Source organism: Anaerococcus porci (genome assembly GCF_009696575.1).
Lineage (GTDB): Bacteria > Bacillota > Clostridia > Tissierellales > Peptoniphilaceae > Anaerococcus > Anaerococcus porci.
The window spans coordinates 17171-39958 of the sequence record NZ_VULQ01000005.1 but is presented as its reverse complement, the minus strand read 5'-3'; the positions used below and the strand labels follow the sequence as shown (position 1 = coordinate 39958).

At 30.9% G+C, this 22788-nt stretch carries 19 protein-coding genes and 1 other annotated feature; of the genes, 6 read left to right on the top strand and 13 right to left on the bottom strand.

Annotated features, from left to right (window positions below):
* Window positions 1-22: 22 nt before the first annotated feature.
* Complete coding sequence (cls, locus tag FYJ26_RS05135) at window positions 23-1624, bottom strand: cardiolipin synthase (protein ID WP_154540309.1); 1602 nt, start codon at window positions 1622-1624, stop codon at window positions 23-25.
* A gap of 163 nt (window positions 1625-1787) precedes the next feature.
* Between cls and FYJ26_RS05130 the strand changes: the two genes are divergently transcribed.
* The 3 genes from FYJ26_RS05130 (at window position 1788) to FYJ26_RS05120 (ending at window position 4327) form a co-directional block, all read left to right on the top strand.
* Window positions 1788-2570 carry a PfkB family carbohydrate kinase gene (locus tag FYJ26_RS05130; RefSeq protein ID WP_229771212.1) on the top strand — a complete coding sequence of 261 codons (783 nt, stop codon included), beginning with the start codon at window positions 1788-1790 and terminating at the stop codon, window positions 2568-2570.
* A gap of 19 nt (window positions 2571-2589) precedes the next feature.
* Window positions 2590-3930: an MATE family efflux transporter gene (locus FYJ26_RS05125; RefSeq protein ID WP_154540305.1), complete on the top strand. Its 1341-nt coding sequence runs from the start codon at window positions 2590-2592 to the stop codon at window positions 3928-3930.
* Window positions 3931-4066: 136 nt separating this feature from the next.
* Window positions 4067-4327 (top strand): hypothetical protein, encoded by a 261-nt coding sequence (locus tag FYJ26_RS05120; RefSeq protein ID WP_154540303.1) that lies wholly within the window; start codon window positions 4067-4069, stop codon window positions 4325-4327.
* A gap of 102 nt (window positions 4328-4429) precedes the next feature.
* Here the strand turns inward: FYJ26_RS05120 and FYJ26_RS05115 are convergent, their stop codons facing one another.
* The 4 genes from FYJ26_RS05115 to FYJ26_RS05100 form a co-directional block, all read right to left on the bottom strand.
* Window positions 4430-4669, bottom strand: a complete 240-nt coding sequence (locus tag FYJ26_RS05115) for a Veg family protein (RefSeq protein WP_154540301.1) — start codon at window positions 4667-4669, stop codon at window positions 4430-4432.
* 92 nt (window positions 4670-4761) lie between these two features.
* Window positions 4762-6147, bottom strand: a complete 1386-nt coding sequence (locus FYJ26_RS05110) for an aminopeptidase (protein WP_154540299.1) — start codon at window positions 6145-6147, stop codon at window positions 4762-4764.
* Between the two features lie 8 nt (window positions 6148-6155).
* Complete coding sequence (gene htpG / locus FYJ26_RS05105; RefSeq protein WP_154540297.1) at window positions 6156-7991, bottom strand: molecular chaperone HtpG; 1836 nt, start codon at window positions 7989-7991, stop codon at window positions 6156-6158.
* 73 nt (window positions 7992-8064) lie between these two features.
* A complete protein-coding gene (locus FYJ26_RS05100) occupies window positions 8065-8394 on the bottom strand; it encodes a hypothetical protein (RefSeq protein ID WP_154540295.1) in 330 nt (109 codons plus the stop codon).
* 99 nt (window positions 8395-8493) lie between these two features.
* On the opposite strand from FYJ26_RS05100, the gene FYJ26_RS05095 reads away from it, so the two are divergent.
* Complete coding sequence (locus FYJ26_RS05095) at window positions 8494-8709, top strand: DUF1858 domain-containing protein (protein WP_154540293.1); 216 nt, start codon at window positions 8494-8496, stop codon at window positions 8707-8709.
* Window positions 8710-8756: 47 nt separating this feature from the next.
* On the opposite strand, the gene FYJ26_RS05090 is transcribed toward FYJ26_RS05095, so the two are convergent.
* The 8 genes from FYJ26_RS05090 to FYJ26_RS05055 all read right to left on the bottom strand — a co-directional run bounded on the left by FYJ26_RS05090 (window position 8757) and on the right by FYJ26_RS05055 (window position 19060).
* Entirely contained in the window at window positions 8757-10166 is a 1410-nt protein-coding gene (locus tag FYJ26_RS05090) for an alanine/glycine:cation symporter family protein (RefSeq protein ID WP_154540291.1), read from the bottom strand.
* A 163-nt stretch (window positions 10167-10329) separates the two neighbouring features.
* Window positions 10330-11397: an alanine racemase gene (gene alr, locus FYJ26_RS05085; RefSeq protein ID WP_326831242.1), complete on the bottom strand. Its 1068-nt coding sequence runs from the start codon at window positions 11395-11397 to the stop codon at window positions 10330-10332.
* Between the two features lie 546 nt (window positions 11398-11943).
* Window positions 11944-12453, bottom strand: coding sequence for a tryptophan transporter (locus tag FYJ26_RS05080; protein ID WP_154540289.1), 510 nt, complete (start codon window positions 12451-12453; stop codon window positions 11944-11946).
* 59 nt (window positions 12454-12512) lie between these two features.
* Window positions 12513-12759: a binding site (T-box leader), on the bottom strand.
* Between the two features lie 78 nt (window positions 12760-12837).
* Complete coding sequence (locus tag FYJ26_RS05075; RefSeq protein WP_154540287.1) at window positions 12838-13824, bottom strand: prephenate dehydratase; 987 nt, start codon at window positions 13822-13824, stop codon at window positions 12838-12840.
* Window positions 13814-14893 carry a chorismate synthase gene (aroC, locus tag FYJ26_RS05070; RefSeq protein ID WP_154540285.1) on the bottom strand — a complete coding sequence of 360 codons (1080 nt, stop codon included), beginning with the start codon at window positions 14891-14893 and terminating at the stop codon, window positions 13814-13816. Before aroC ends, FYJ26_RS05075 begins: the two co-directional genes overlap by 11 nt.
* A 9-nt stretch (window positions 14894-14902) precedes the next feature.
* Window positions 14903-15913: a 3-deoxy-7-phosphoheptulonate synthase gene (gene aroF, locus FYJ26_RS05065; RefSeq protein WP_154540283.1), complete on the bottom strand. Its 1011-nt coding sequence runs from the start codon at window positions 15911-15913 to the stop codon at window positions 14903-14905.
* A gap of 231 nt (window positions 15914-16144) precedes the next feature.
* A complete protein-coding gene (locus FYJ26_RS05060) occupies window positions 16145-17800 on the bottom strand; it encodes a putative manganese-dependent inorganic diphosphatase (protein WP_154540281.1) in 1656 nt (551 codons plus the stop codon).
* A gap of 9 nt (window positions 17801-17809) precedes the next feature.
* Window positions 17810-19060, bottom strand: a complete 1251-nt coding sequence (locus tag FYJ26_RS05055; RefSeq protein ID WP_154540280.1) for a hemolysin family protein — start codon at window positions 19058-19060, stop codon at window positions 17810-17812.
* Window positions 19061-19167: 107 nt separating this feature from the next.
* Between FYJ26_RS05055 and FYJ26_RS05050 the strand changes: the two genes are divergently transcribed.
* Together FYJ26_RS05050 and FYJ26_RS05045 are read left to right on the top strand one after the other, a co-directional pair.
* Window positions 19168-20490 carry an NCS2 family permease gene (locus FYJ26_RS05050; protein WP_154540278.1) on the top strand — a complete coding sequence of 441 codons (1323 nt, stop codon included), beginning with the start codon at window positions 19168-19170 and terminating at the stop codon, window positions 20488-20490.
* 619 nt (window positions 20491-21109) lie between these two features.
* Window positions 21110-22609: an MFS transporter gene (locus FYJ26_RS05045; protein ID WP_154540276.1), complete on the top strand. Its 1500-nt coding sequence runs from the start codon at window positions 21110-21112 to the stop codon at window positions 22607-22609.
* Window positions 22610-22788 lie beyond the last annotated feature (179 nt).

Below are 22788 nucleotides of genomic sequence, written 5' to 3'. Positions count from 1 at the left end.
AAAATCGAATCTTTTTTAAGCTCTACATCAAAGGAGCAAATGGTTTTGCTAGTATTGCCATTAATTTTTTGTTAAGTGGATATTTCTTTACATCTTCCATGCTCACTCTTTTTGATATGTCAAAGCATACTTTAAAATCATCAAGTATATCTGAAATTACTGGGTGATCATGAAGGTATACTCCACATTCGAAGTTTAAGTAAAGTGCCCTAAAATCCAGATTTACTGATCCTACTACCGCTTCCCTATGATCTGATACCCAAGTTTTAGCATGAATAAAGCCAGGTGAGTACTCGTATATTTTTACTCCTGCCTCTATTAATTTTTTATAATGGGACTTAGCTAAATAATAAGGAATTTTCTTATCTGGTATGGCAGGAAGAATCATCCTTACATCTATCCCCCTTTTTGCTGCAAAAGTCAAAGATTTCATCATCTCATTGTCAATAATAAGATACGGTGTCATTATATAACAATAGTCTTTGGCTGTATCTAGGATATGCATATAGACATTTTTAAAAAATCTTTCCTTTCTTATAGGATTATCTCCAAGTCCTACGACGTAACCTTCTCCATTTCTAGGATAGGTTTTTAAGTATCTTTTTAAATCTTCTTTCTCATCTGCATCCCATAATTGTAAAAACATTATAGTGAAAGTTTGAACGCAAGCTCCCCTTAGTCTTATAAAGGTATCTTTCCAATGACCAAATCTTTCTTCTACATTTATATATTCATCTGCTAGATTTACCCCACCTGTGAAAACTTCCTTGCCATCTATTACCAAGATTTTCCTATGATCTCTATTGTTATAGTAGGTAGATATGATTGGATAGATAGGCGAGAATACTTTGCATTTTATCCCCAAATTTTCCATTTCCTTAGGAAAATTTTTTGGAAGCCTAAGTATGGCATTTGTCCCATCATACATCAATCTTACTTCAACACCTTGAGCTGCTTTTTTGGTAAGTTCTTCAAGTATGGTTCCCCACATATAACCTTTATTTATTATGAAAAATTCTAAGAAGATAAAGTCTTTGGCACTTCTTATAGCCTCTATTATATCAGGCATAGCATCATCACCTACGCTATAATATTTAGCCTCATTATTATCAAAAACTGGGAAAGATCCATAATCATTTAGATATTTGACTAGCCTATAAAATTCCTTATCTTCTTTTTTTAAAGTTTGTACAAGTTCATCATCTACGGTGTGTAGGTAGTTTGTTTCTTCTTCGCTATCTATGATTGAGGATTCTTCTAACTTTTTTCCTATATCTATTCTCGATAAGATGAAAAATATAATTCCAAAACTTGGAATTACTGCTATTAGGAAAAACCAGGAGAGTTTTTGGTATGGATTTATATCCATAGATAGAATTACTAAAAGTGAGATTGCAGATAGTAACACTGATGATCCCAAAATTACCGTCGCATCTACTGATATGTAGTTAATTAAATAGAAAAATAGGAATATTTGCAAGCATATTATAAAGGCATAAATACCAACTCTAGAAAATATAAGACTTATTATTGAAGACTTAGTCTTTTTCACAAACCTATTTTTATTAAGGATTTCTTTTATTTTTTTGTATTTCTCTTTACTAATTTTAATATTATTCTTCATACTATAATTATAACCAATTGTGAGAAAAAATCCCATTTAATTGCTATTAATAATTTTTTACAAATATTATATATTCTGTCAAACCTTTATATTTCTTTAATATTTGCTTATTTTTTAAATAATCACTATAATGATAACATATAAAGAATTAAAAGGAGTTTTAATGGTAAAGAGAAGCGCTAAAAAGATTTTACTTATAAGTGATTTTTTATCCTGTGGAAATATAGGGGGCAATCTTGTTAGGGATGTGCTTTCTTTTTATACCTATAATGTTGATTTTGTTCCTACAGCTTTAATTTCAAATAAGTTTTCTATAAGTCCTATAGAAATTTCTATACAAAGTGATTATTTAAAAAATACCTTAAAAGTATTTAAAGAGCAAGAAAAAAGCTATGATGCTATATTTATAGGTTTTATAAAAAAAGACCAGGTAGATATTATTAAAGACTTTGTAAAAGATTATAAGTGTCCGATTTTTCTCGATCCTATTATGGGAGACAAGGGTTCTTTGTATAAGTCTTTGGATGAATCTATAATAAGGGTATACAAGGATATTTTAGACGTAGCTGATATTATCTTACCTAATTTTACTGAAGCAAGCCTTTTGACTGATTATAAGTTTGACAATCCTAGGTCCCTTTTAGACTATTTTTCATCTTTTGGGAAAAAACTCATTATTACAAGTGTTAAAGAAGGAAATAAATTTTACATCTATGCTAAGGAATTTGATTTTATTAAAGTAGAATTTAAATACATATCCCATTCCTTTGGAGGAACTGGTGACTTGTTCGATGCCTTATTTATAAATTTCTACCTTGCTGGATTTAGCTTTATTGAATCTATAGAAAAAACTAGGATAATGATTGAGAAAATTCTCAAAAAGCAAATGGAAATTGATCCAAAGACAAGTGATATAGATATAGGAGAGATTTTTAAAAATATTTAGAAAGAATGGTGGTATTATTTTGATTAAGAATAAGTATGTTAAAAGGGCCATACAAATTGCCTGGCCTTCTGTATTAGAGTCGTTTTTTATTTCACTTGCTGGTATCATAGATACCTTTATGGTATCAGGCATTGGTTCATCCGCAGTTGCAGCTATAGGTCTTACAACTCAACCTAAGTTTATAGCTCTTTCATTTTTTATAGCTATCAGTGTTTCAGTATCAGCTTTGGTTGCAAGGCGTAGAGGTGAAGAGGATAAGCATAAGGCCAATCAAACTATGGTGACAGCTCTTATATTTGCTTTAATCTTGTGTATGATAATTTCAACTATTTTTGTTGTATTTACTCCATCAATTATAAGGCTTGCAGGCAGTTCAAAAGATACTCATGACTTGGCTGTAGATTATTTTACAATAATTATGGCAGGATTAATCTTTAATGTAATATCTATGACTATAAATGCAGCTCAAAGGGGTTCGGGAAACACACAAATAGCCTTTACTACTAATGTAGTCTCCTCTATTGTAAATATTTGTTTTAACTTTTTACTAATTAATGGAAACTTTGGTTTCCCAAAAATGGGAGTTGCGGGTGCTGCTCTTGCTACTGTTATAGGAACTTTTGTAGCAGCACTTATGTCCATATCTTCCCTATTTAGAAGAAGTTCATTTATGTCATTTAGGTTAATAGTTAGAGATAAGCTTCACTTTTCAAAAGCTATTTTTAAAGAGATATTAGGACTTGGTTCAAATATATTTGTTGAAAATATAGCAGCAAGGATTGGATTTTTAGTAACAGCTATTACAGCTGCAAAGCTTGGTACAGATCAATTTGCAGCTCATAATATAGGTATGAACCTACTTTCCTTATCATTTTCATTTGGTGATGGTATGCAAGTTGCTGCGGTTGCACTAACGGGTAAAGCTTTAGGTGCAAAGCTTAAAAAGGATGCTGTTATATATGGAAAAACTTGTCAACAAATAGGTCTAACTATTTCTGTTATAATATCAATTATTCTTGTTCTTTTTAGGAAAAATATCTTTATGATGTTCTTTGATGATCCTCATATAATTGAAATGGGTTCAATCATAACATTCTACTTAATATTTATAGTGATATTCCAAATATCTCAAATTATATTTGGAGGATGCCTAAGAGCTGCAGGAGATGTAAAATATACTCTTGCAGTAAGTCTTATTGCTATAACTTTAATAAGGTCAGCGGCCACCCTATTTTTTGTAAATGTTTTAGGTCTTGGACTTCAAGGAATCTGGATGGGTGTTTTAGCAGACCAAGCCTCAAGATTTTTAGGTTTGTGGCATAGATTTAGACAAGGTAAGTGGGTTGACTTAGAAATATAAAATATTTATTATTATTAATCATATTAGCTAATTTGGAATAAAGTTCCACTAATATTTGAATTTTTTATTAATTCAGGTATATTATAATTGCTATCAGGAATGTAAGGTAGCAATATAATTTTAGGGGGATTTAAAAATGAAAATTAAAAAAGTATTACCAGTATTAGCATTATCAATTGCACTAGTTGGATGTGGAAACTCAAACAATAAAAAAGAAGAACCAGCTTCTACAACAACAACAGAAACAACAGCTCCAGCATCAAATGATGCTAAGTCAAATGATAAATCAAACGATAAGTCAAAGACTAAATCTGATGATAAATCAAATGCTAAATCTGATGACAAATCAAACGATTCAAGCAAACCAGAATCAAATGATGCTAGCTCAAATAAGTAATAAGTAAAAAAGAAAAAATCTATTGCAAATTAATGCAATAGATTTTTTTATACCTAAAAATCAAAAATCACCGTATATCTCAACGATGATTTTTATATTAATTTAGTTTTTTATCTGTAACTTAACAGTTGAAGTTAGTACATCTGAGTAACTGTAAGATACAGTTCTTTCTGTATTAAAATCATTATTTACTTTTATTGTAAAAACACTTGGGAAAGCGTCTAAAATCACACCATTTTTTGTGACAATTCTTTTCCTACCTTTATCAGCTTTAAGTGTAACTTCCTTACCTACATTTTCTTCAACAGCTGTCCTTATTTCATTTACTGATTTAAATTCCATATATCCACCTTCCATGCATTTGTAACTATTATACTATAGAAAGCATAAATTGTCAAATCAGCTTAATATTATACGACAGATTAAATATATTGTCAAATGTTTTTATAAAATGCTTTATATGCTGTAAATGTAGAGTAAAAGTCAGCTTTTGAGATTAGTTCAATTGGTGCATGCATGGATATAACTGGTGTCCCACAATCTACTACATCCATTCCATATTCTGCAAGTATATAAGCTATAGTTCCACCACCACCTTGGTCAATCTTTCCAAGCTCTCCTGTTTGGTAAATAACTTTCTCTTTATTAAAGGCAATACGTACTTCTGAAAGATATTCTGCATTAGCATCATTTGAGCCACCTTTTCCACCTGAACCTGTATATTTAGTTAAAGCTACACCATGAGATAATTGGGCTGCATTTTGGCTTTCTGTAGCATCGGGAAAATTAGGATCGTCAGCAAGAGTAACATCTGCTGAAAGTACCTTAGAATTTTTTAAGGCTCTTTTGAAAGTCACTAAATTTACTGCTTCTTTTAAATTCATCAGCTCAAGTAGGGTATTTTCAAAAAATTGTGATGTCATGCCTGTAGCTCCAACAGAACCTATTTCTTCTTTGTCTACAAAAAGCCCAACTAGAGTTTTTTTAGTTTCCTTTATATCAAGTAAGGCTCTTAAGGCCGCATACGAACACACCCTATCATCATGTCCATGAGCTGCAATCATTGACCTATCAAATCCAACTTCTCTTGATTTTCCAGCTGGAACTACTTCAAGTTCTGCTGTAATGAAATCTTCTTCTTCAATATTGTACTTATCATTTAATATCTTTAGGATATTTTTTTTAACTGGATTGTCATCCTCATTTTTTAAAGGTCTGTTTCCAACTATGATTGAAAGTTGCTCTCCTGTTACAACATCTTTAGCAGCTTTTGTAAGTAATTCTTTTGATAGGTGAATTAAAAGCTCTGAGATGAAAAATACAGGTTCATCTTCTCTTTCTCCTATAGAAATATCTATTTTTTCACCATCTTTTGTAAAGACTACACCATGTAGGGCAAGCGGGATGTTTGTCCAATGGTATTTTTTTACTCCACCATAATAGTGGGTCTTAAGATAGGCAATTCCATTATCTTCTTTAAGTGGAACTGGCTTTAAATCAAGCCTAGGTGAGTCTATATGACCTCCTACTATAGAAAGACCCTTACTGAAATCCTCACTTCCTATATGAAACATAGCTACTGCTTTGTTTTTATTTATAGCATAAACCTTGTCCCCTGCTTGGAGTTTTCCGTCTTTGATTTTTTCTTCGATATCAACATAACCATTTTCTTTGGCATATCTTACAATTTCACTACAATCAAGCCTTTCAGTTTTTGCAACATCAAGAAAATTCATATAATCTTTTGATAGATTCTCTAATTCTTTTTCTTCATCTGTTGTAAGATTTTGCCAAACATTTTTTCTCTTATACTCTGTCATGATTTCTCCTAAATTAATTTCCAAATATTTTTAGTATAGGTCATTGGATCTTCTATTTCTAGTCCTTCTAATAATTTTGCTTGGTCAAATAAGATATTTGTCAATATTTTTAATTCATTCTCATCTGCCTTTTTGAGTAGGTCATAAGCCTTAGAATTCTTATTTATTTCAAGAACTTTTTGAGCTTTGATATGAGGAGCATTTTCTTGCAATTTTAGGGTTTTCTCCATTTCTATAGAAACTTCACCCTTTTGCTTAATCATAGATATTACTTCATCAGATAGATTTTCAGATATCTTTACATCAACTACCTCATCTGGTAAAATTTCTTTCATCTTTCCTATAAGATCCTTGTCATCTTCTGATTCTTCTTCATTATCTTCTACTTGACTTATAGACTTAAACTCTATGTCCTTGTATTTTCCTAGCATCTTTATTAAGAATTCATCAAGCTTTTCATAAAGTAGAAGTACATCACAGTCTTTGTCAACTGATTTGAGGGCTGGTGATTCTTTTATTTTTTCCAAACTTTCTCCAACCGCATATAATATACTTTCATCAGTTGATTTCATATTTTCCTTGTATTCGGAAAGTGAAATTAGCTTATCTTCATTTCTTGAATAAAATAGAAGTAAATCTTCTAACTTATCCTTTTTTGCTCCGTATGATTCATATATAGCGACTTTAATATTGTTCCCAAATTCTTTGAAGAAAGTTTCATATTTTTCCCTGTCATTGTTCATTAAGTCTAGAAGATGAGATTTTATTCTCTTGTTTATTTGTTTGGATATAAACCTAAGCTCTCTTGTTTGTTGTAGGGTTTCTCTTGATATATTAAGTGATATATCATCACTTTCTACAACTCCCTTGGCGAAGGCAAATTCATCATCTAAAAGATCTTCATGTCTTTCTTTTATTTTTACACCATTTGAGTAAAGCTCAAGCCCTTTTTGAAAGTCTTTTGAATAAAAATCAAAAGGAGCCTTTCTTGGTATATAGATAATTGCCTTAAATCTAACCGCACCTTCTATGTCTAAATGAATCCATGAAAGTGGATCATCAAATCCATATCCTTGATCCTTATAGAAATTTATATATTCTTCATCTTTTAAATCTTTTTTATTCTTCTTCCAAATTGGAATTTCTGAATTTAGGACTTCAACTTCTGTATATTCTTCATATTTTGGATTTTCATCAGTGGAGTCTTCAGCCTTTCTAGACTTTGTAACTTCCATTTTTATAGGATATCTAATATAGTTGGAATATCTTCTTACAAGTTCTTTTATTTTATATTGGTCAATGTAGATGTCATAATTTTCATCTTTAGTATTCTCTTTTAAGAATAGGGTAATCTCTGTACCTTGGTCCTCTTTTTCTGAATCTTCTATTTCATAGTTTTCAGCATTTTCACTAATCCATTTATGAGCTTTGTCATCTTTTTTGGAATTTACTACAATCTTATCACTTACCATAAAAGCCGAATAGAATCCTACACCAAATTGTCCAATAAGATTATCTATATTTTCATCTTTGACATTTTTTTTGAATATCTCAGTTCCTGATTTTGCTATAGTTCCGAGATTTTCTTCAAGTTCAGTTTCATCCATTCCTATACCAGTATCTTTTATAGTAAGACTTCTCTGATCCTTATTTGGTATAATTTCTATATAATAATCACTTTTATCAACATTTTTATCTGATTTTAAATCTTTATAATATAATTTATCAATAGCATCTGAAGCATTTGAAATTAATTCTCTAAGAAAAATATCCTTATTTGTATAAATAGAATTAATCATTAAATCCATAACTTTTTTAGCTTCAGCTTTAAATTCTTTTTTCATAAATCCTCCTTAGCACTTTACTCTTTCGACTGCTAATATTATACTAATACTTATATCTTTTTCAATTGTTAATCTATTTCAAGTCTTTTGAAAGTTTAAATATTTCAACTTGAATTTTAATTTGCTCTTTTTTTAAATTTTCTAGTTCATCTTTTCTAGTATGCTTAATTATTAAAGCCTGAAAGAAATTTGCCATGATAAAAATAAGAACAAAAACTATAATTTTAGCTTGATTTGGAAGATTAAAAAGATTTGATACTAATACAAAGACTATAGCTGTAAGAATAGATTTAATAAAAAATAAAAGGAAATTCCCCTTATTTGATAATTCAATCATTTTTTCATCTATTTTTCTAAGTTCTTCTCTTAGTTCATTTATTTGATTTAATTTTTCCTTATCCATAATAACTCCTAAGTAAATTGTACTCCAATCCATAGTAAAATGCTTTGATTTTTTATATATCTTATAGTAAAATGTATCTATACTAAAGGAGGGTTATTTATGGCTTTAGAAGAGAAAAGAAAAGAAAAGGTAGAAATTACACACGATATGTTAATCGGTGATATAATACAAGCAAAACCAGAATCAATAAATAAATTCCTACAAGTAGGAATGGGTTGTATAGCATGCCCTTCATCATTATACGAAACCCTTGATGAAGCTTGTATGGTACATGGACTAGATCCTGATTATATGCTTGAACTTTTAAATAATTAATAAAAATCAGCTGACTTTATAATCAGCTGATTTTTGTTTACTTGTTTTTAATTTTCAAAATATTTTCTCCACTTATTATCATAAGTCCATTTATAATCCCCTCTTAAAGATCCATCCTTATACTTATCAAAATCTTTTAAAATCTTTCTATAAGTATTACTCATTATAATAAGTGCTATAACATTTGGTATTACCATAAGAGCATTGGCTGTATCGGCAACACCCCATGCGAATTTAAGACCACCGATAGAACCTAGATAACAAAATCCAATATAGGCATACTTAAAAATTTCTGACAACTTACTTGAACCAGTAAGATATTTTACACATCTTTGACCATAATAACACCATGATACAGCTGTTGTAAAAGCAAAAAGAATAAGGGCTACAGCTACTATATATTTCCCTAGAGGAAGAACTTTTGAAAAGGAATGAGCTGTTAAGGCTGCACCTTGAAGTTCTGGATTTTTCCAAAGTCCACTTGTTATAATTACTAGGGCTGTCATGGTACATATTATCATTGATGATACAAAAACTTCTACAGCTCCCCACATACCTTGTCTTATAGGATGGTCTGTATGGCTTGTGGCATGGGCCATAGGAGCTGTTCCGAGACCTGCCTCATTTGAAAAAATCCCTCTTGCTAGTCCCCATCTTATAGACACAAGAATTCCTCCTCCAGTAAATCCACCAATAGCTGATGATTTAGTAAATGCACTTATAAAAATTTCTTTAAAAGCTGGCAGTAATTTATCTATCTGAAGAATAAGAATTAAAATACAACCCAAAATATAAAAAATTGACATAAATGGAACTATCTTTGCCGCAAAAGCTCCTATTCTTTTGATACCTCCAACTATTACTAGAAACATAAATACTAAAATTATTATTCCAGTTATGTATAGGGGTAAACCTGTAATGCTATTAACTGATTCAGAAATTGAGTTAGACTGAACTAGGGCACCTGTACCAATTATTGCAATGAAGGCAAAAAAAGAAAAAAGTTTTGCTAAAAATTTAGATCCTGCACCTTTTGATATATAATACATAGGACCACCAATGAGCTTACCATCATAATCATTTTCTCTAGTAGCTACAGCCATCGACACTTCAACCATCTTTGTAGTCATACAAATAAGGGCTGCAATCCACATCCAAAATATAGCACCAGCACCTCCAAATTCAATAGCTGTTGCAACTCCAACTATATTCCCAGCTCCTATTGTTCCAGCAAGGGCAGTTGATACAGCCTGGAAGGGAGAAATTGAATTTTTATCACTTTTTGAATCTTTAAAAAGTCTTCCAAATGTATTTTTAAAAATATATGAGAAGTTCTTAAAGACCCAAAAATCAGATTTTATTATAAGGTAAATTCCTCCAAATAAAAGTACAACAATCATTGGATATCCCCATAAAAAGTTGCTTAGTTCTGTATTTATTTTTATAATTCTATCCATTGTTTCCATCCTTTTTAATTAAAAACTAATATTTTTATTATAAAGCAAAATGAAAATTTTAAAATCTTTTTTTATATTATTTCTTTAGACAAAATAAATAATTTAAATATTTTTTAAATAAAAAAAACTCTTGCAGTAAATTTTCTTTGCTGCAAGAGTATCATTATTTTTTATATATTCTTGGAACTCTTTTACTTACTGAGGTCATAAGCTCATAAACTATGGTATCAACCTTATTTGCTTCTTCATATATATCTGAATAAACTATTACCTTATCTCCAACTTTGCAATCTAATCCGGTAATATCAACCATAACTTGATCCATACAAACCCTACCTACTACCTGACAAGGCTTTCCATTTATAATCATTGTTCCACAATTTGAGAATTTTCTAAAGTAACCATCAGCATAACCGATAGATATAGTGGCAATTTTCATATTTTTAGGTGCCTTAAATGTTCTCCCATAGCTAATATAAGTCCCTTTTTTAACTTCTTTTATAAATGACACACTTGAATATAATTCAAAAGTTTTTTTAATTTCTATCTGATTTAATTCTCTCATATAATCAGATGGATATATTCCAAATAAACTTATTCCACTTCTTACCATATCCTTTGTAATATTGTGAGCTATTGCTGATGCATCATTTGAAATATGTACAAATTTAAAATCAAAGTCATTCTTTACTTTATCTATTATCTTATTGAATGTTTCATACTGAAACTTAGTATAAGACTTATCTTCTTCATCAGCAGTAGAAAAATGTGAGAAAGCAGATATTATATCTATATTATCTAGTTTTTTAAGCTCTTTTATCTTATCAATTTCAAAATCTCTAAAGCCAATCCTACTATGTCCTGTATCAAGAGCTAAGTGACCCTTTATTTTATTATCAATACAACTATTAATAGCCTTAGCTAAGTCCAAATCATAAATTGCTATATCAATATTATATTTTATGCATTTTTCTATATTTTCTACTGGAACATATCCAAGTATCAATATAGGAGTATCGATACTATTTTCTCTTAATTCTATAGCCTCAGAAAGTCTTGCTACAGCTATATAATCTATATCCCCCTCTATTTCTTTGGCAATTTTTACAGCTCCTAACCCATAGGCATCTGCTTTAAGAACTGCACAAAACATAGCATCCTTATCTAAATTTCTCATAGCATTGAGATTGTATTTTATATTACTTAAATTGACTTCTAAATAAGTTTCCACAAGTATTACACCTTCTATCCTTCTCTGTTATAAATAAATTTTATTATCTAATAAAGTAAAATAGCAAATTATTCTATTAAAAATATGTATAAAAAACCGAGACAAAGCACTTTATTAAAAAAAAGCAAATTTCTAATCTTACTTCAAAAAATAAGTCGGATAAATTTCTATACAATTATCAGTTAACTAATAACTTTTATATTTTTATTCTATTATTTAACCATCCTATTTGCAACTAATATTTTGCTTGTAATATAGAGTAATCCTTATTTTTGCTTAAATTTTTCTATAAAAAACCACTTGTCCCCTATAGGAACAAATGGTTAATTCGTGATGCCATCCTATACTTAAAGCTTTCGATTTTCTATCAGATAATTACAAATCCTATTTTTATAGATGAAGAAAGCAACTCAGTTACTTTCTTCAGCTCTCATTCATATCTCCATTCATCCTTACTCATCCTATAAGCTTCCAACCATATGCTTATTTTCTTTAAAGCCTTGTAGGGATTTCTTACTTCTAATCATAAATTTCATATTTAATTATCTATACAAATCTTTTATTATAAAGTCCTAAAATTTTGTCAAAGAATAAACCCACTATTATATTTACTGCTGCTGTTGGTATAACTAGAGCTAAAAACATAGCTGGCACTCCAACGCCTTTAGGAAGAGCTCCTGCTAAGTTCATTAAAAATAAAAATATAAGTCCAGAAAGACATGTTCCTAAAAAGTAAAGTGCTCCTTTTGATACTAGACTTCCTATTTTATTTTCAGCTATAAATTTACTTCCTGCATAAACAAATAAGCTTGAAATGACCTTATCTACAAAATTCGGAACAAATCCACCTGGAGCACTTGTTGTAATTCCAGCAAGGATTCCACCAGCAACACCTACTGCTAAGGCTGTTTTAATATCTTTATTTGCAATTATTATAGTAAATACGCAAACTAACATAAAATCTGGTTTTACCATATTTACGAAACCTGGTATAAGGTGAAGTATTGTTCCTATAGCTAAAAGTATAGCTGACTGTGTAATTGTTCTTGTTTTCATTATAAACTCCTTTTTTCCTAATATTTAAAAATTCCCAATAAAAAACCACTTGCTCCTATATTAGGAGCAAATGGTATAAATTCGCGGTGCCATCCTACTTATGCAAAAAAATCTGCACATCTTTATTCTGATACTAATCATAATAACTTTCATATCATATCCCTATAACGCGGGAAACGACTCGGCTACTATATTCACCTCGCACTCTCAGATCCATTCAGTCTTAGTTCCTTACTTGTTTCCACCACACACAAGCTCTCTATAAAAGAATTGTAAAACTTACTTACTTCTGATCAAAGTTTTAAAATAATCTAAAACTAATAACTTATAAGTTATTATGATTATATATCCATTTTTAGGATTTGTCAAATTAATTTACTATCTTTAAAATTCTATATAATTTCCCATAAATTCAAAATCATCAGCTTCCTTTTTCAATATATCTAAAAGTACTCTTACCTTCTTTTCTCTTATATTTCCATCAAAGTCAAAATAAAAAATAAATTTAAAGTCTGAACCTGGTATAGGACTTGACTCAAGTTTAGTCATATTTATACCTAAAATTTTAAAAAATTCTACTATTTCTATAAGAGATCCCGGTTTATCTAGGGCCTTTAGTCTTATGGAAATTTTGTTTGAATTTTCAAAGATTTTTATATCCTTAGCTACAATAATAAATCTAGTGTAGTTGTTTTCTTCATTTTGGATATTCTTATCAAGTATTTTTAATCCATACTCTTTTGCTGCAAATTTGCTAGCTATGGCTGCCTTACTCTTATCATTAGATTCTTTAACATACTTTGCAGAAAGAGCTGTATTAAAATACTCATTTTCCTTAAAGTTTCTTTCATAAATATAGTCCCTACACTGACCCAGTGCTTGGGGATGAGAATATACTTCTTTTATATCAGCTAAATTTGCATCTATATTTCCAAGTAAAAAATGATTTATGTCTAGCTTAAATGACCCAATAATATAAAAATTTCTCTTAAGCATAAGATTATAAACTTCTTTAACAGATCCATAAGATGAATTTTCTAATGGTAAAATTCCATACTGAGATTTTTCTTTTTCTATGCTATCTAGAATTTCTGAAAATCTCTTAAAATAAGAAATTTTCTTATCTTCAAAAATTATATTTGCAACCTGATCTGCATAAGAGCCCTTACATCCTCCTACTGCAATTTTACCTTTTTTAATAAAAGGATTTTTTGAAAGTTTTTGATATATTTTTTTTGAAAATTCTCCATCTTCTTTTGAAAGAAGTATATATTGATACCTATCTTTTATAATATCTTCAATTTCTTTTAGCTTATCTTCAGAAAATCTGTCTATGTTATTTTTTAAGTCATATATATATTTATAAGTCATTTAAGAAGTCCAATATTGTAAGGGCCATTATAGATTCTGCTATAGGTGGCGTTCTTAGGGCAAGGCATGGATCATGACGTCCCTTTATTACAAGCTCTTTTTCTTTTTTTTCTTTTAAGGAAAATGACTTTTGAGGAAGGGATATTGATGCTGTAGGCTTGAAAATAAGATCAAATACCACAGCCTCACCATTTGTAATTCCACCTACAACACCACCTGCATGGTTTGTTTTAGTCCTTACTTTTCCGTCTATTATTTCAAATTGATCATTATGTTCTGACCCTCTCATTTTAAAAGAGTCTAAGCCATCTCCAAAAGAAACTGCCCTAACTGCTGGAACTCCATAAGAAAGGTAGGCAATCCTTGATTCAAAAGAATCGTAGTTTGGATCTCCAAGACCTTTTGGAACTCCTGTTGCAAAAACTTGACAGATTCCCCCAACCGAGTCAAGATTTCCCCTTACATCTTCAAGTAAGACTCTTATCTCTTTTTCCTTTTTTTCATCAAGAACTGCAATTTCTTTGTTCTTTATTTTATCAAGCTCATCCATAGGAGGATTTAGCAGAGATATTTTCCTATCTTCTATTCCTCCTATATTTTTAAGTCTAGCATGAATTTTTATACCTTTTTTTTCAATTATTTGCTTAGCAATACCTCCTGCAAGGCAAAGCGGAGCTGTTATACGACCTGAAAAAGGTCCTGATCCATTCATATCCAAATCTTTTCCATATTTTATAAGGGAAGTGTAGTCAGCATGAGAAGGCCTTGGTACATCTATTAAGTTTTTATAGTCTTTTGAAAGATAATCTCCATTTCTTATAATCCCTACTATGGTCTTGGATACAATTTTATTGTCTATTACACCAGATAAAAACTCAGGTTTATCTACTTCTTTTCTCTTTGTAGTATATTTAGACTTTCCCGGAGCTCTTCTTTGCATAAAAGTGCAAAGTTTTTCATAGTCTATCTCAAAGCCCGGTTTTATATCATCCATTACTACCCCAATAAAAGATTGGTGACTTGAGCCAAATATAGTTGTCTTTAAATTTTTTCCAAAGCTTTGGGTCATTTATTTCTCCTATAAGCTTTTTCTTAATTCATGAATTTGTTTTGTTGCCTTTAATAGCATATCAAACTCATCTGGAATGATACATTGAGCTCCATCCGAGAAGGCCTTAGCTGGATTTTCATGTACTTCTATCATTAGTCCATCTGCTCCAACTGCAACTGCAGATAAGGATAAGTCTCTTACATATCTTGCTATTCCTGCCGCATGGGATGGATCAATAATTACTGGAAGGTGGGTTTTTTCGTGTAAGAAAGGTACAGCTGTTACATCAAGGGTATTTCTTGTTGCTGTTTCAAATGTTCTTATTCCTCTTTCACATAAAATAACCTTGGTATTTCCATTTGACATAATATATTCAGCAGCCATTAAAAGCTCTTCATAAGTTGCTGAAAGTCCTCTCTTAAGTAATATAGGTTTGTCAGTTTTCCCAAGTTCCTTAAGTAAGTCAAAATTTTGCATATTTCTTGCTCCTACTTGAAGGATATCTATGTCATCAAAGTATTTTAATTGATTTATTTCCATTATCTCAGATACTAAGGCAAGTCCTGTTTCCTTTTTAGCAGATACTAGGTAGTCTATAGCTTTTGGACCATAGCCTTGGAATGAGTATGGGCTAGTCCTTGGTTTGAACGCTCCACCCCTAAGTATCGTAGCTCCTGATTCTTTTATTTTTTTTGCAATTGATACAATTTGCTCTTCGCTTTCAACAGAGCATGGACCTGCCATATATACAAAAGTACCTCCACCAATTTGAGTTCCATTATTTAGTCTTATTATTGTATCTTCTGGGTGAAATTTTCTATTTGCTTTTTTGTATGGTTCTTGAATTCTTATAACATCATCTACAACCTCTTTTGATTTCATATCATCTTTTGATACTTTTGATGTATCTCCTAAAAGACCAAGGATAGTAGTATTTTCTCCAACTGCAGTGGATACCTTAAGCCCCATATCTTCAATTTCTTTAATTAGTTCTTCTATTTTTTCTTTTTTTACTCCATTTTTTAGTTTAATAATCATATTCTTTTCCTCCAAATTAAATAAAAAAAGCTTCTTGGCAATCTACCAAGAAGCTAAATTCAAAACTTAAAGTGTTTTTGGATTTTGCACATGATAAATAGCCTTACTCTTATTAAAAGTAAAGTAAAAAAAGTAAAAGCTATATTGTGCAAAATTTATGGTTTTCATTACTTTAATCTCCTCTAAGTTTTAATTGAAATTATTATAGCATGATTTTCCTAAAAAGTAAAATTAATTATTATGGCTATTTACAATTGCTTCAGTAATTTTGGGTATAACTTGTTTCTTTCTTGAAAGAACTCCAGGGGCTGATATTGTACCATTTTTAACCTTATTTCCAAACACATTTTCTATATCAGATAAATAATTACCTACAACTAAAAGTTCAGATTTTTTATTAAATATATCTGTAAGAACCAAGACAAAGGTGTTTTCTCCTTTTGATCTAATTTTCTCTTTCATCAGCTCTTCTAATTCTTCCTTTATAGGCTCAAGCTCTTCTGGATTCATAGTCATAACCTGACCTACCCTAATCTTATCTTCACCTATGGTAAAGGTCTTTACATCACCTTCTATCAAATCTTCTGGAGACTTGTTTTTGAGACTTGTACCTGCCTTAAACATCTTCATAGCAAAATCTTCTTCATCAAGGTCTGCTATTTTTGTAAGTCTTTTTAGAATTCTCTTGTCTGTCTCTGTGGTTGTAGGCGACCTAAACAAAAGGGTATCTGAGATAATAGCTGCAGAAAGAATGCCTGCAATCTCCTTTGATGGCCTAATTCCTGATTCAAAAAACATCTTTGCAACTATTGTTGCGGTTGAACCTACAGGTTCTGCCCTAAAGAATAGGGGTGAATTTGTAACAACATTTGCCACCCTATGATGGTCTATTATCTCTACTATTTCAGCATAGTCTATGTCATCTATTGACTGATTACGTTCATTGTGGTCGACTAGGATGAGTTTTTTCTTATCATCTGTTATAAGATGGTATCTAGAAATTGCACCTAAAACTCTCCCCCTAGTATCAAGGATAGGGTAGGATCTAAATCTTGTTTTACCCATAAGCTCTCTAACAGTATCTACAGTATCATCTGGTGTAAAATATACAATATTTTCTGTACTCATAACATTTGCTATAGGAATGGACATTGGAAGAAGCCTTGCCGTCATGAATGTATCATACTCTGTAGAAATTATTGTTATGTGATTGTTCTTAGCCATTTCCTTTAAATCTTCACTAATATCTGAGCCATTAGTTAAGATTATAAGAGATACATTTCTTTCTAATAAATACTCTTGAGCTTCTCTCCTATTTCCTGTGATTACAAGATCTCCATCCCCAATCAAATCATTTTGTGGAGAATCTTTCTCATTCATGGCAAATACCATCATCTTTCCTGTAAACTCTCTTGGATTTTCAGGATTTACTATAACCTTAGCTGATAACACATCAGCAATATTTTCTAAAGAAGTATGAGTTCTTCCTATTATCTTATCATCCCAAACTTCCATATATGAATGGGTGAGATTTGAAAGACTTGCTACTCCTATAAGTTTTTCTCTTTCATCTACTACAAAAAGCGAGTTAAGCTTATTTTCTTGAATTATTGACCAAGCATGTCTAATTGGCAAAGATTCATCCACATTATAAGAATTATCGTAATTTATATCCTTTATTTGAAGTTTCATTGAATCCTTGAATATAGGTGCCTTCATTCCAAAATAATCTAGGACAAATTGAGTTTCTTGATTTATATGTCCAAGCCTTATTGGTATAGCATCTGTTTCTCCTAGCCTATTCTTTAAATTAGCATAGGCAAGAGCCGAGCATATAGAGTCTGTATCTGGATTTTTATGCCCTGTAATATATACTGTATCTTTCATAATCACCTCTTAATTTTCATTAAATCTTACCCTAACTAAGTCAATTTTATATCTTTCAACCTTTTCACATATAAGGGTAATACCTGAAACTTTTACCAAATCACCAGCTTTAGGTAACCTATTTAAATAATCTATAACAAGACCACCAATAGAATCGTTCTTTACTTCTTGTAAATTTTTGTTGAAATAATCATTGAAGTCATTTATATGCATACTAGCTTCAATTATAAATTCATTGTCGGAAACTTTATAGATTTTCTCATTATTTAGGTCATATTCATCATAAATATCACCAACCAGCTCTTCTACTATATCCTCTATGGAAACAAGACCTTCTGTTCCACCATATTCATCAACTACAATTGCAAGGGAAACATTCATCTTCTTCATAGACTTAAACAAATCAATAATATTCATATTCTCATAGGCATAGTAGGTTTGTCTTAACATATCCTTTAATTTTGGATCTCTTCCTTCTGCTATAAAGGTTACTATGTCTTTCATATGAAGGACACCTACAATATTATCAATGCTTTCTCCATAAACTGGAATTCTTGAATGTTTACATTCTATTAAAAACTCATCTAACTCCTTCTTGCTTGCATCAATTGAGATAGTTTCCATGTTAGTCCTCGGAGTCATTATATCTGATGCAAAAGACTGACCAAAGTCAAATACATTATTTATAATTTCACTTTCTTCGTTATTTAGGACACCTTGCTCTTCACCAACATCTACTATGGTCTTTAAGTCTTCTTCTGTAACCTGGTTTTTATCAACACCCTCATCTGACATAAGCTTGGTTAAGTACTTTGTGAAAATTCCCAACAAAAATACAAGTGGTTTTAATATTAGTGATATAAAATAAATAGTTCTTGCAAATCTAAGGGCAATTTTTTCACTATTTATTTGAGCTGCCATCTTTGGAGTAATTTCACCAAAAATAAGTACTGTTATAGTAACAATAACTGTTGATATTGCAGCTCCTGCTGCCCCAAATATATCTGTAAAAAATAAAGTTGCTATAGTAGTAGTAAGTATATTTACTATATTATTCCCAACTAGGATAGTTGTTATTGTGTTTTGGCTATCTTCCACTAATTTTTTCAAAAGACTAGCATTCTTAACTTCTTTTTCTTCAAGCTGCCTTAGTTTAAACTTGTTAATCGATGTAATAGCTGTTTCTGATGATGAAAAAAATGCAGATAATAAAATACCTGTAATCATAGCTATAAGTTCTATAATGTTTTTTGTCGTCAAAACGCCCTCCTTAACATACATTATAATAGAAGGTTATAAAAAAATAAAGTGATTAATTAAAGCAATTATGGTATAATATGTGCCGTAAAATACTTAAGGAGGTATTAATGGTAAAGAATCAAAATTCACTTGCCGAAAGATTTTTTAAGCTCAAAAAAAATGGCAGTGATGTAAAAACTGAAATTATGGCAGGGATTACTACCTTTATGACTATGTCTTATATTTTGGCAGTCAATCCACAAATCTTAGGAGATGCTGGTATGGATAAGGGTGCAGTATTTACTGCGACAATTATCTCATCTATAGTGGCAATACTTGTAATGGGCCTATATGCCAATCTTCCATTTGGACTTGCTCCAGGTATGGGACTTAACGCATTTTTTGCCTATACTGTAGTACTTACTATGGGAAAAAGTTGGGAATTTGCCCTAACAGCAGTGTTTATTGAAGGAATTATATTTATACTTTTATCCCTTTTTAATGTTAGAGAAGCCATATTTAACGCAATTCCAAGAAGTTTAAAAACAGCAGTTTCAGTAGGTATAGGACTCTTTATAGCCCTAATAGGCCTTTTAAATTCAACAGTTATTGTAAAAACTGATGTTTCTTTAGGACTTGGAAACCTTGTAAGCAAAGAAAGCTTTATATTTTTCATATCCTTATTAATAATGGCAGTTTTAACTGCTAGAAAGGTAAAAGGGGCCCTCCTTATTGGTATAGTAGTATCAACAATTTTGGCACTTTTTACTGGGGTAAGCCATCTACCTGAAAATGGAATTGTACAGCTTCCTCCAACACTTAGTCCTATAGCATTCAAACTTGACTTCTCATCTATATTTTCATTTGAGATGTTCTCTGTTGTATTTGCCTTTTTATTTGTTGACTTATTTGATACAGTAGGAACCCTTACAGGTGTAGCAACAAAGGCTAATATGCTCGATGAAGATGGAAAACTTCCTAATGCAGGAAAAGCCCTTTTTGCTGATGCAGTTGGTACAACTATTGGTGCCCTATTAGGTACTTCAACTGTTACAACATTCGTAGAAAGTGCAACTGGGGTTGCAGAAGGTGGAAGAACGGGACTTACTGCTCTTTCAACAGGATTTTGCTTTCTACTAGCAATATTTTTCTATCCACTAATAGCAATAATCCCAGCACAAGCTACATCTGCTGCCTTAATTATGGTAGGACTTTTCATGATTGACTCAATAGTTGATATAAATTTTGGAGACTTTACAGAAAGCTTCCCAGCCTTTATGACAATTATAATGATGCCATTTGCCTATTCTATAGCAGAAGGGATTGCCTTTGGTATGATTTCTTATGCTATAGTAAAACTTCTATGTGGAAAGGGAAAGGAAGTTTCACCTTTAGTTTATATCCTAGCTATATTATTTTTAATAAGGTACATGATTCCACTATTTGCATAATTTAAAAGATTCCAAGCTCAAATGAGTTTGGAATCTTTTTTATCTTTTTCTTAATAGCTTATATAAAGTCTTGTTAAAGCCATATATAAAAATATAGTATCACATAATTATGAAAAAATAGAGATATATAATTTTACTAATTTGTGATAGGATTATATGATATAAATCAAAAGAAATAATACATGGTAAACAGCATATACACAAGAATAAACCCAATAGAACAAATCTGGAAACAATTTAGGTCTATAGATTAAAAAACGAATTCTTTAATTTCTTACTAGATGCTGATAGGTTGTGTAAAATAATAAATATTAACTAAAAGATTATTAAAAGCGTTAACCCTAGGGATTGATAGTTTAGAAAAATTAATTAGTATTATTATATTACTTTCACATCAGGCAAAGCAAGTAAAGCATCCGCAATATTTGCAATTTTTCATTCAATTTCTTCATATTTGTTTGATATATGGATAGAAAAAAGTTTATCGAGTTAATGCTTGACAAATCCTAAATATTATTGTATTTTATTAATTGATGTAACCGATTACATGATTGGTTTTTAACCTATGTAAACTTTTGCACATATCTTGTATCGGTAAATATTTTATAAGGAGAAATAAATGGATGATAAGAAACTTTATGTAGCAGGTCATGAGACCGAGCCTTACCATAGGGCCAAAATGTGGGAGATTGCTCTTTTTTCACTTAACAATAGTGCTTCAAACTTCTACCTCTTTGCCTTTGGATTTTTAGGTTTTTATGCAACAGGTGTAGCTGGCATGGCTACAGTTGTTATAGCAAGTGTACTAGGTCTTGCAAGACTTTTTGACGGTATTATCGACCCAGCAATCGGTACTATTATCGATAATGTAAACACAAAATGGGGACGTTATAGACCAATCATGCTTCTATCTAATATAGGCTTGATTTTATCTTTTATATTTTTATTTAATATACATAGGATGCCTATACCAACAGTAGTTGCCTTATTTATAGGACTAATATTTCATAAAATTGTGTATTCATTCCAACAAACAGTTACCAAGGCAGCCCAAGCTTCACTGACTAATGATCCAGAACAAAGACCTTTATTTTCGATCTTTGACTCTATATTTAACTTAGTCGTGTTTACAGGTGGCCAACTTTTTGTTACTAGGATTCTATTTGCTCGTATAGGTGCATACAATATGGAATTTTATGGTAATTTCCTACCTCTTCTTTGTGCTATATCCTTTGGCTTTACAATTCTTGCCATGTTTGGTATCAAAAGAAAGGATAATCCAAAGTACTTTGGTCTTGGAGAAGAAGAAGGTGAAAAACAATCTCTTAAGGAATATTTCTCAATCCTTAAAGATAATAAGCCTCTAAAAGTCCTTGCATTTTGTGGAGCTATGATTAAGTTTGCAGCGACAGTTATAGGAGATCAAAACTTCCTTGCCATCTTCTTTGGTATAATAGTTGGCAACTACATGCTTTCTGGTGATATAGCAGCTTGGACAATAATACCACAGCTTGCTTTTGTATTCCTATTTACAAGATTTGCCCAAAAGAAAGATCTTAAATTCTCATACAAGTCCTCTGTTACTATCGCAAGTATTGGACTTGCAGCTGTTATAGGACTTTTACTTATAGCTCCAGATACAAGAAGCCTTTCTAGCTTCTCAACCTTATCTATTATATTTATAGTACTTTGGATCTTAGCTAAAATTTCTGTCCAATATCCTACTTCTATAGTCCTCACTATGAGTGCTGATATCACAGACTATGTTACAGCAAAGACTGGTAAGTTTGCCCCTGGCCTTATAGGCACTATCTTCTCACTAACCGACTCAATAGCTTCTTCACTTGCACCAGTTGTTATCGGTTGGATAGTAGCTGGTATTGGATATGCAGATGGCTATCCTCAACCAGGAGATACCCTAACACCATCTATATTTATGGGAGGGCTCATTATACTAGGTGTTGTGCTTGCAAGCATTATAGTTACAATGATTGTCATCAGGCACTACCCACTCGATAGAAAAGAGATGGAGCTTATAGCTGAAGATATAGCTGTAAGAAAGAAGGTAAAAGAAGACCATCTAAATAATGAAGAGCGTACAGAAATTGAAATTAAATAATACTAATAGAACCTTAGGCTTTTTGGATTAGGATTTTTTAAAAACTAATTAAAAGAAGTTTTTAGACAAAAAAGATAAAAGGCTATGAGTTTATTCGCTCATAGCCTTTAAAAAATAATTTATTTGAACAATTTTTAAAATTTTTTGAGTCTATAATAATCGTGTTGATGAAAGTAAAT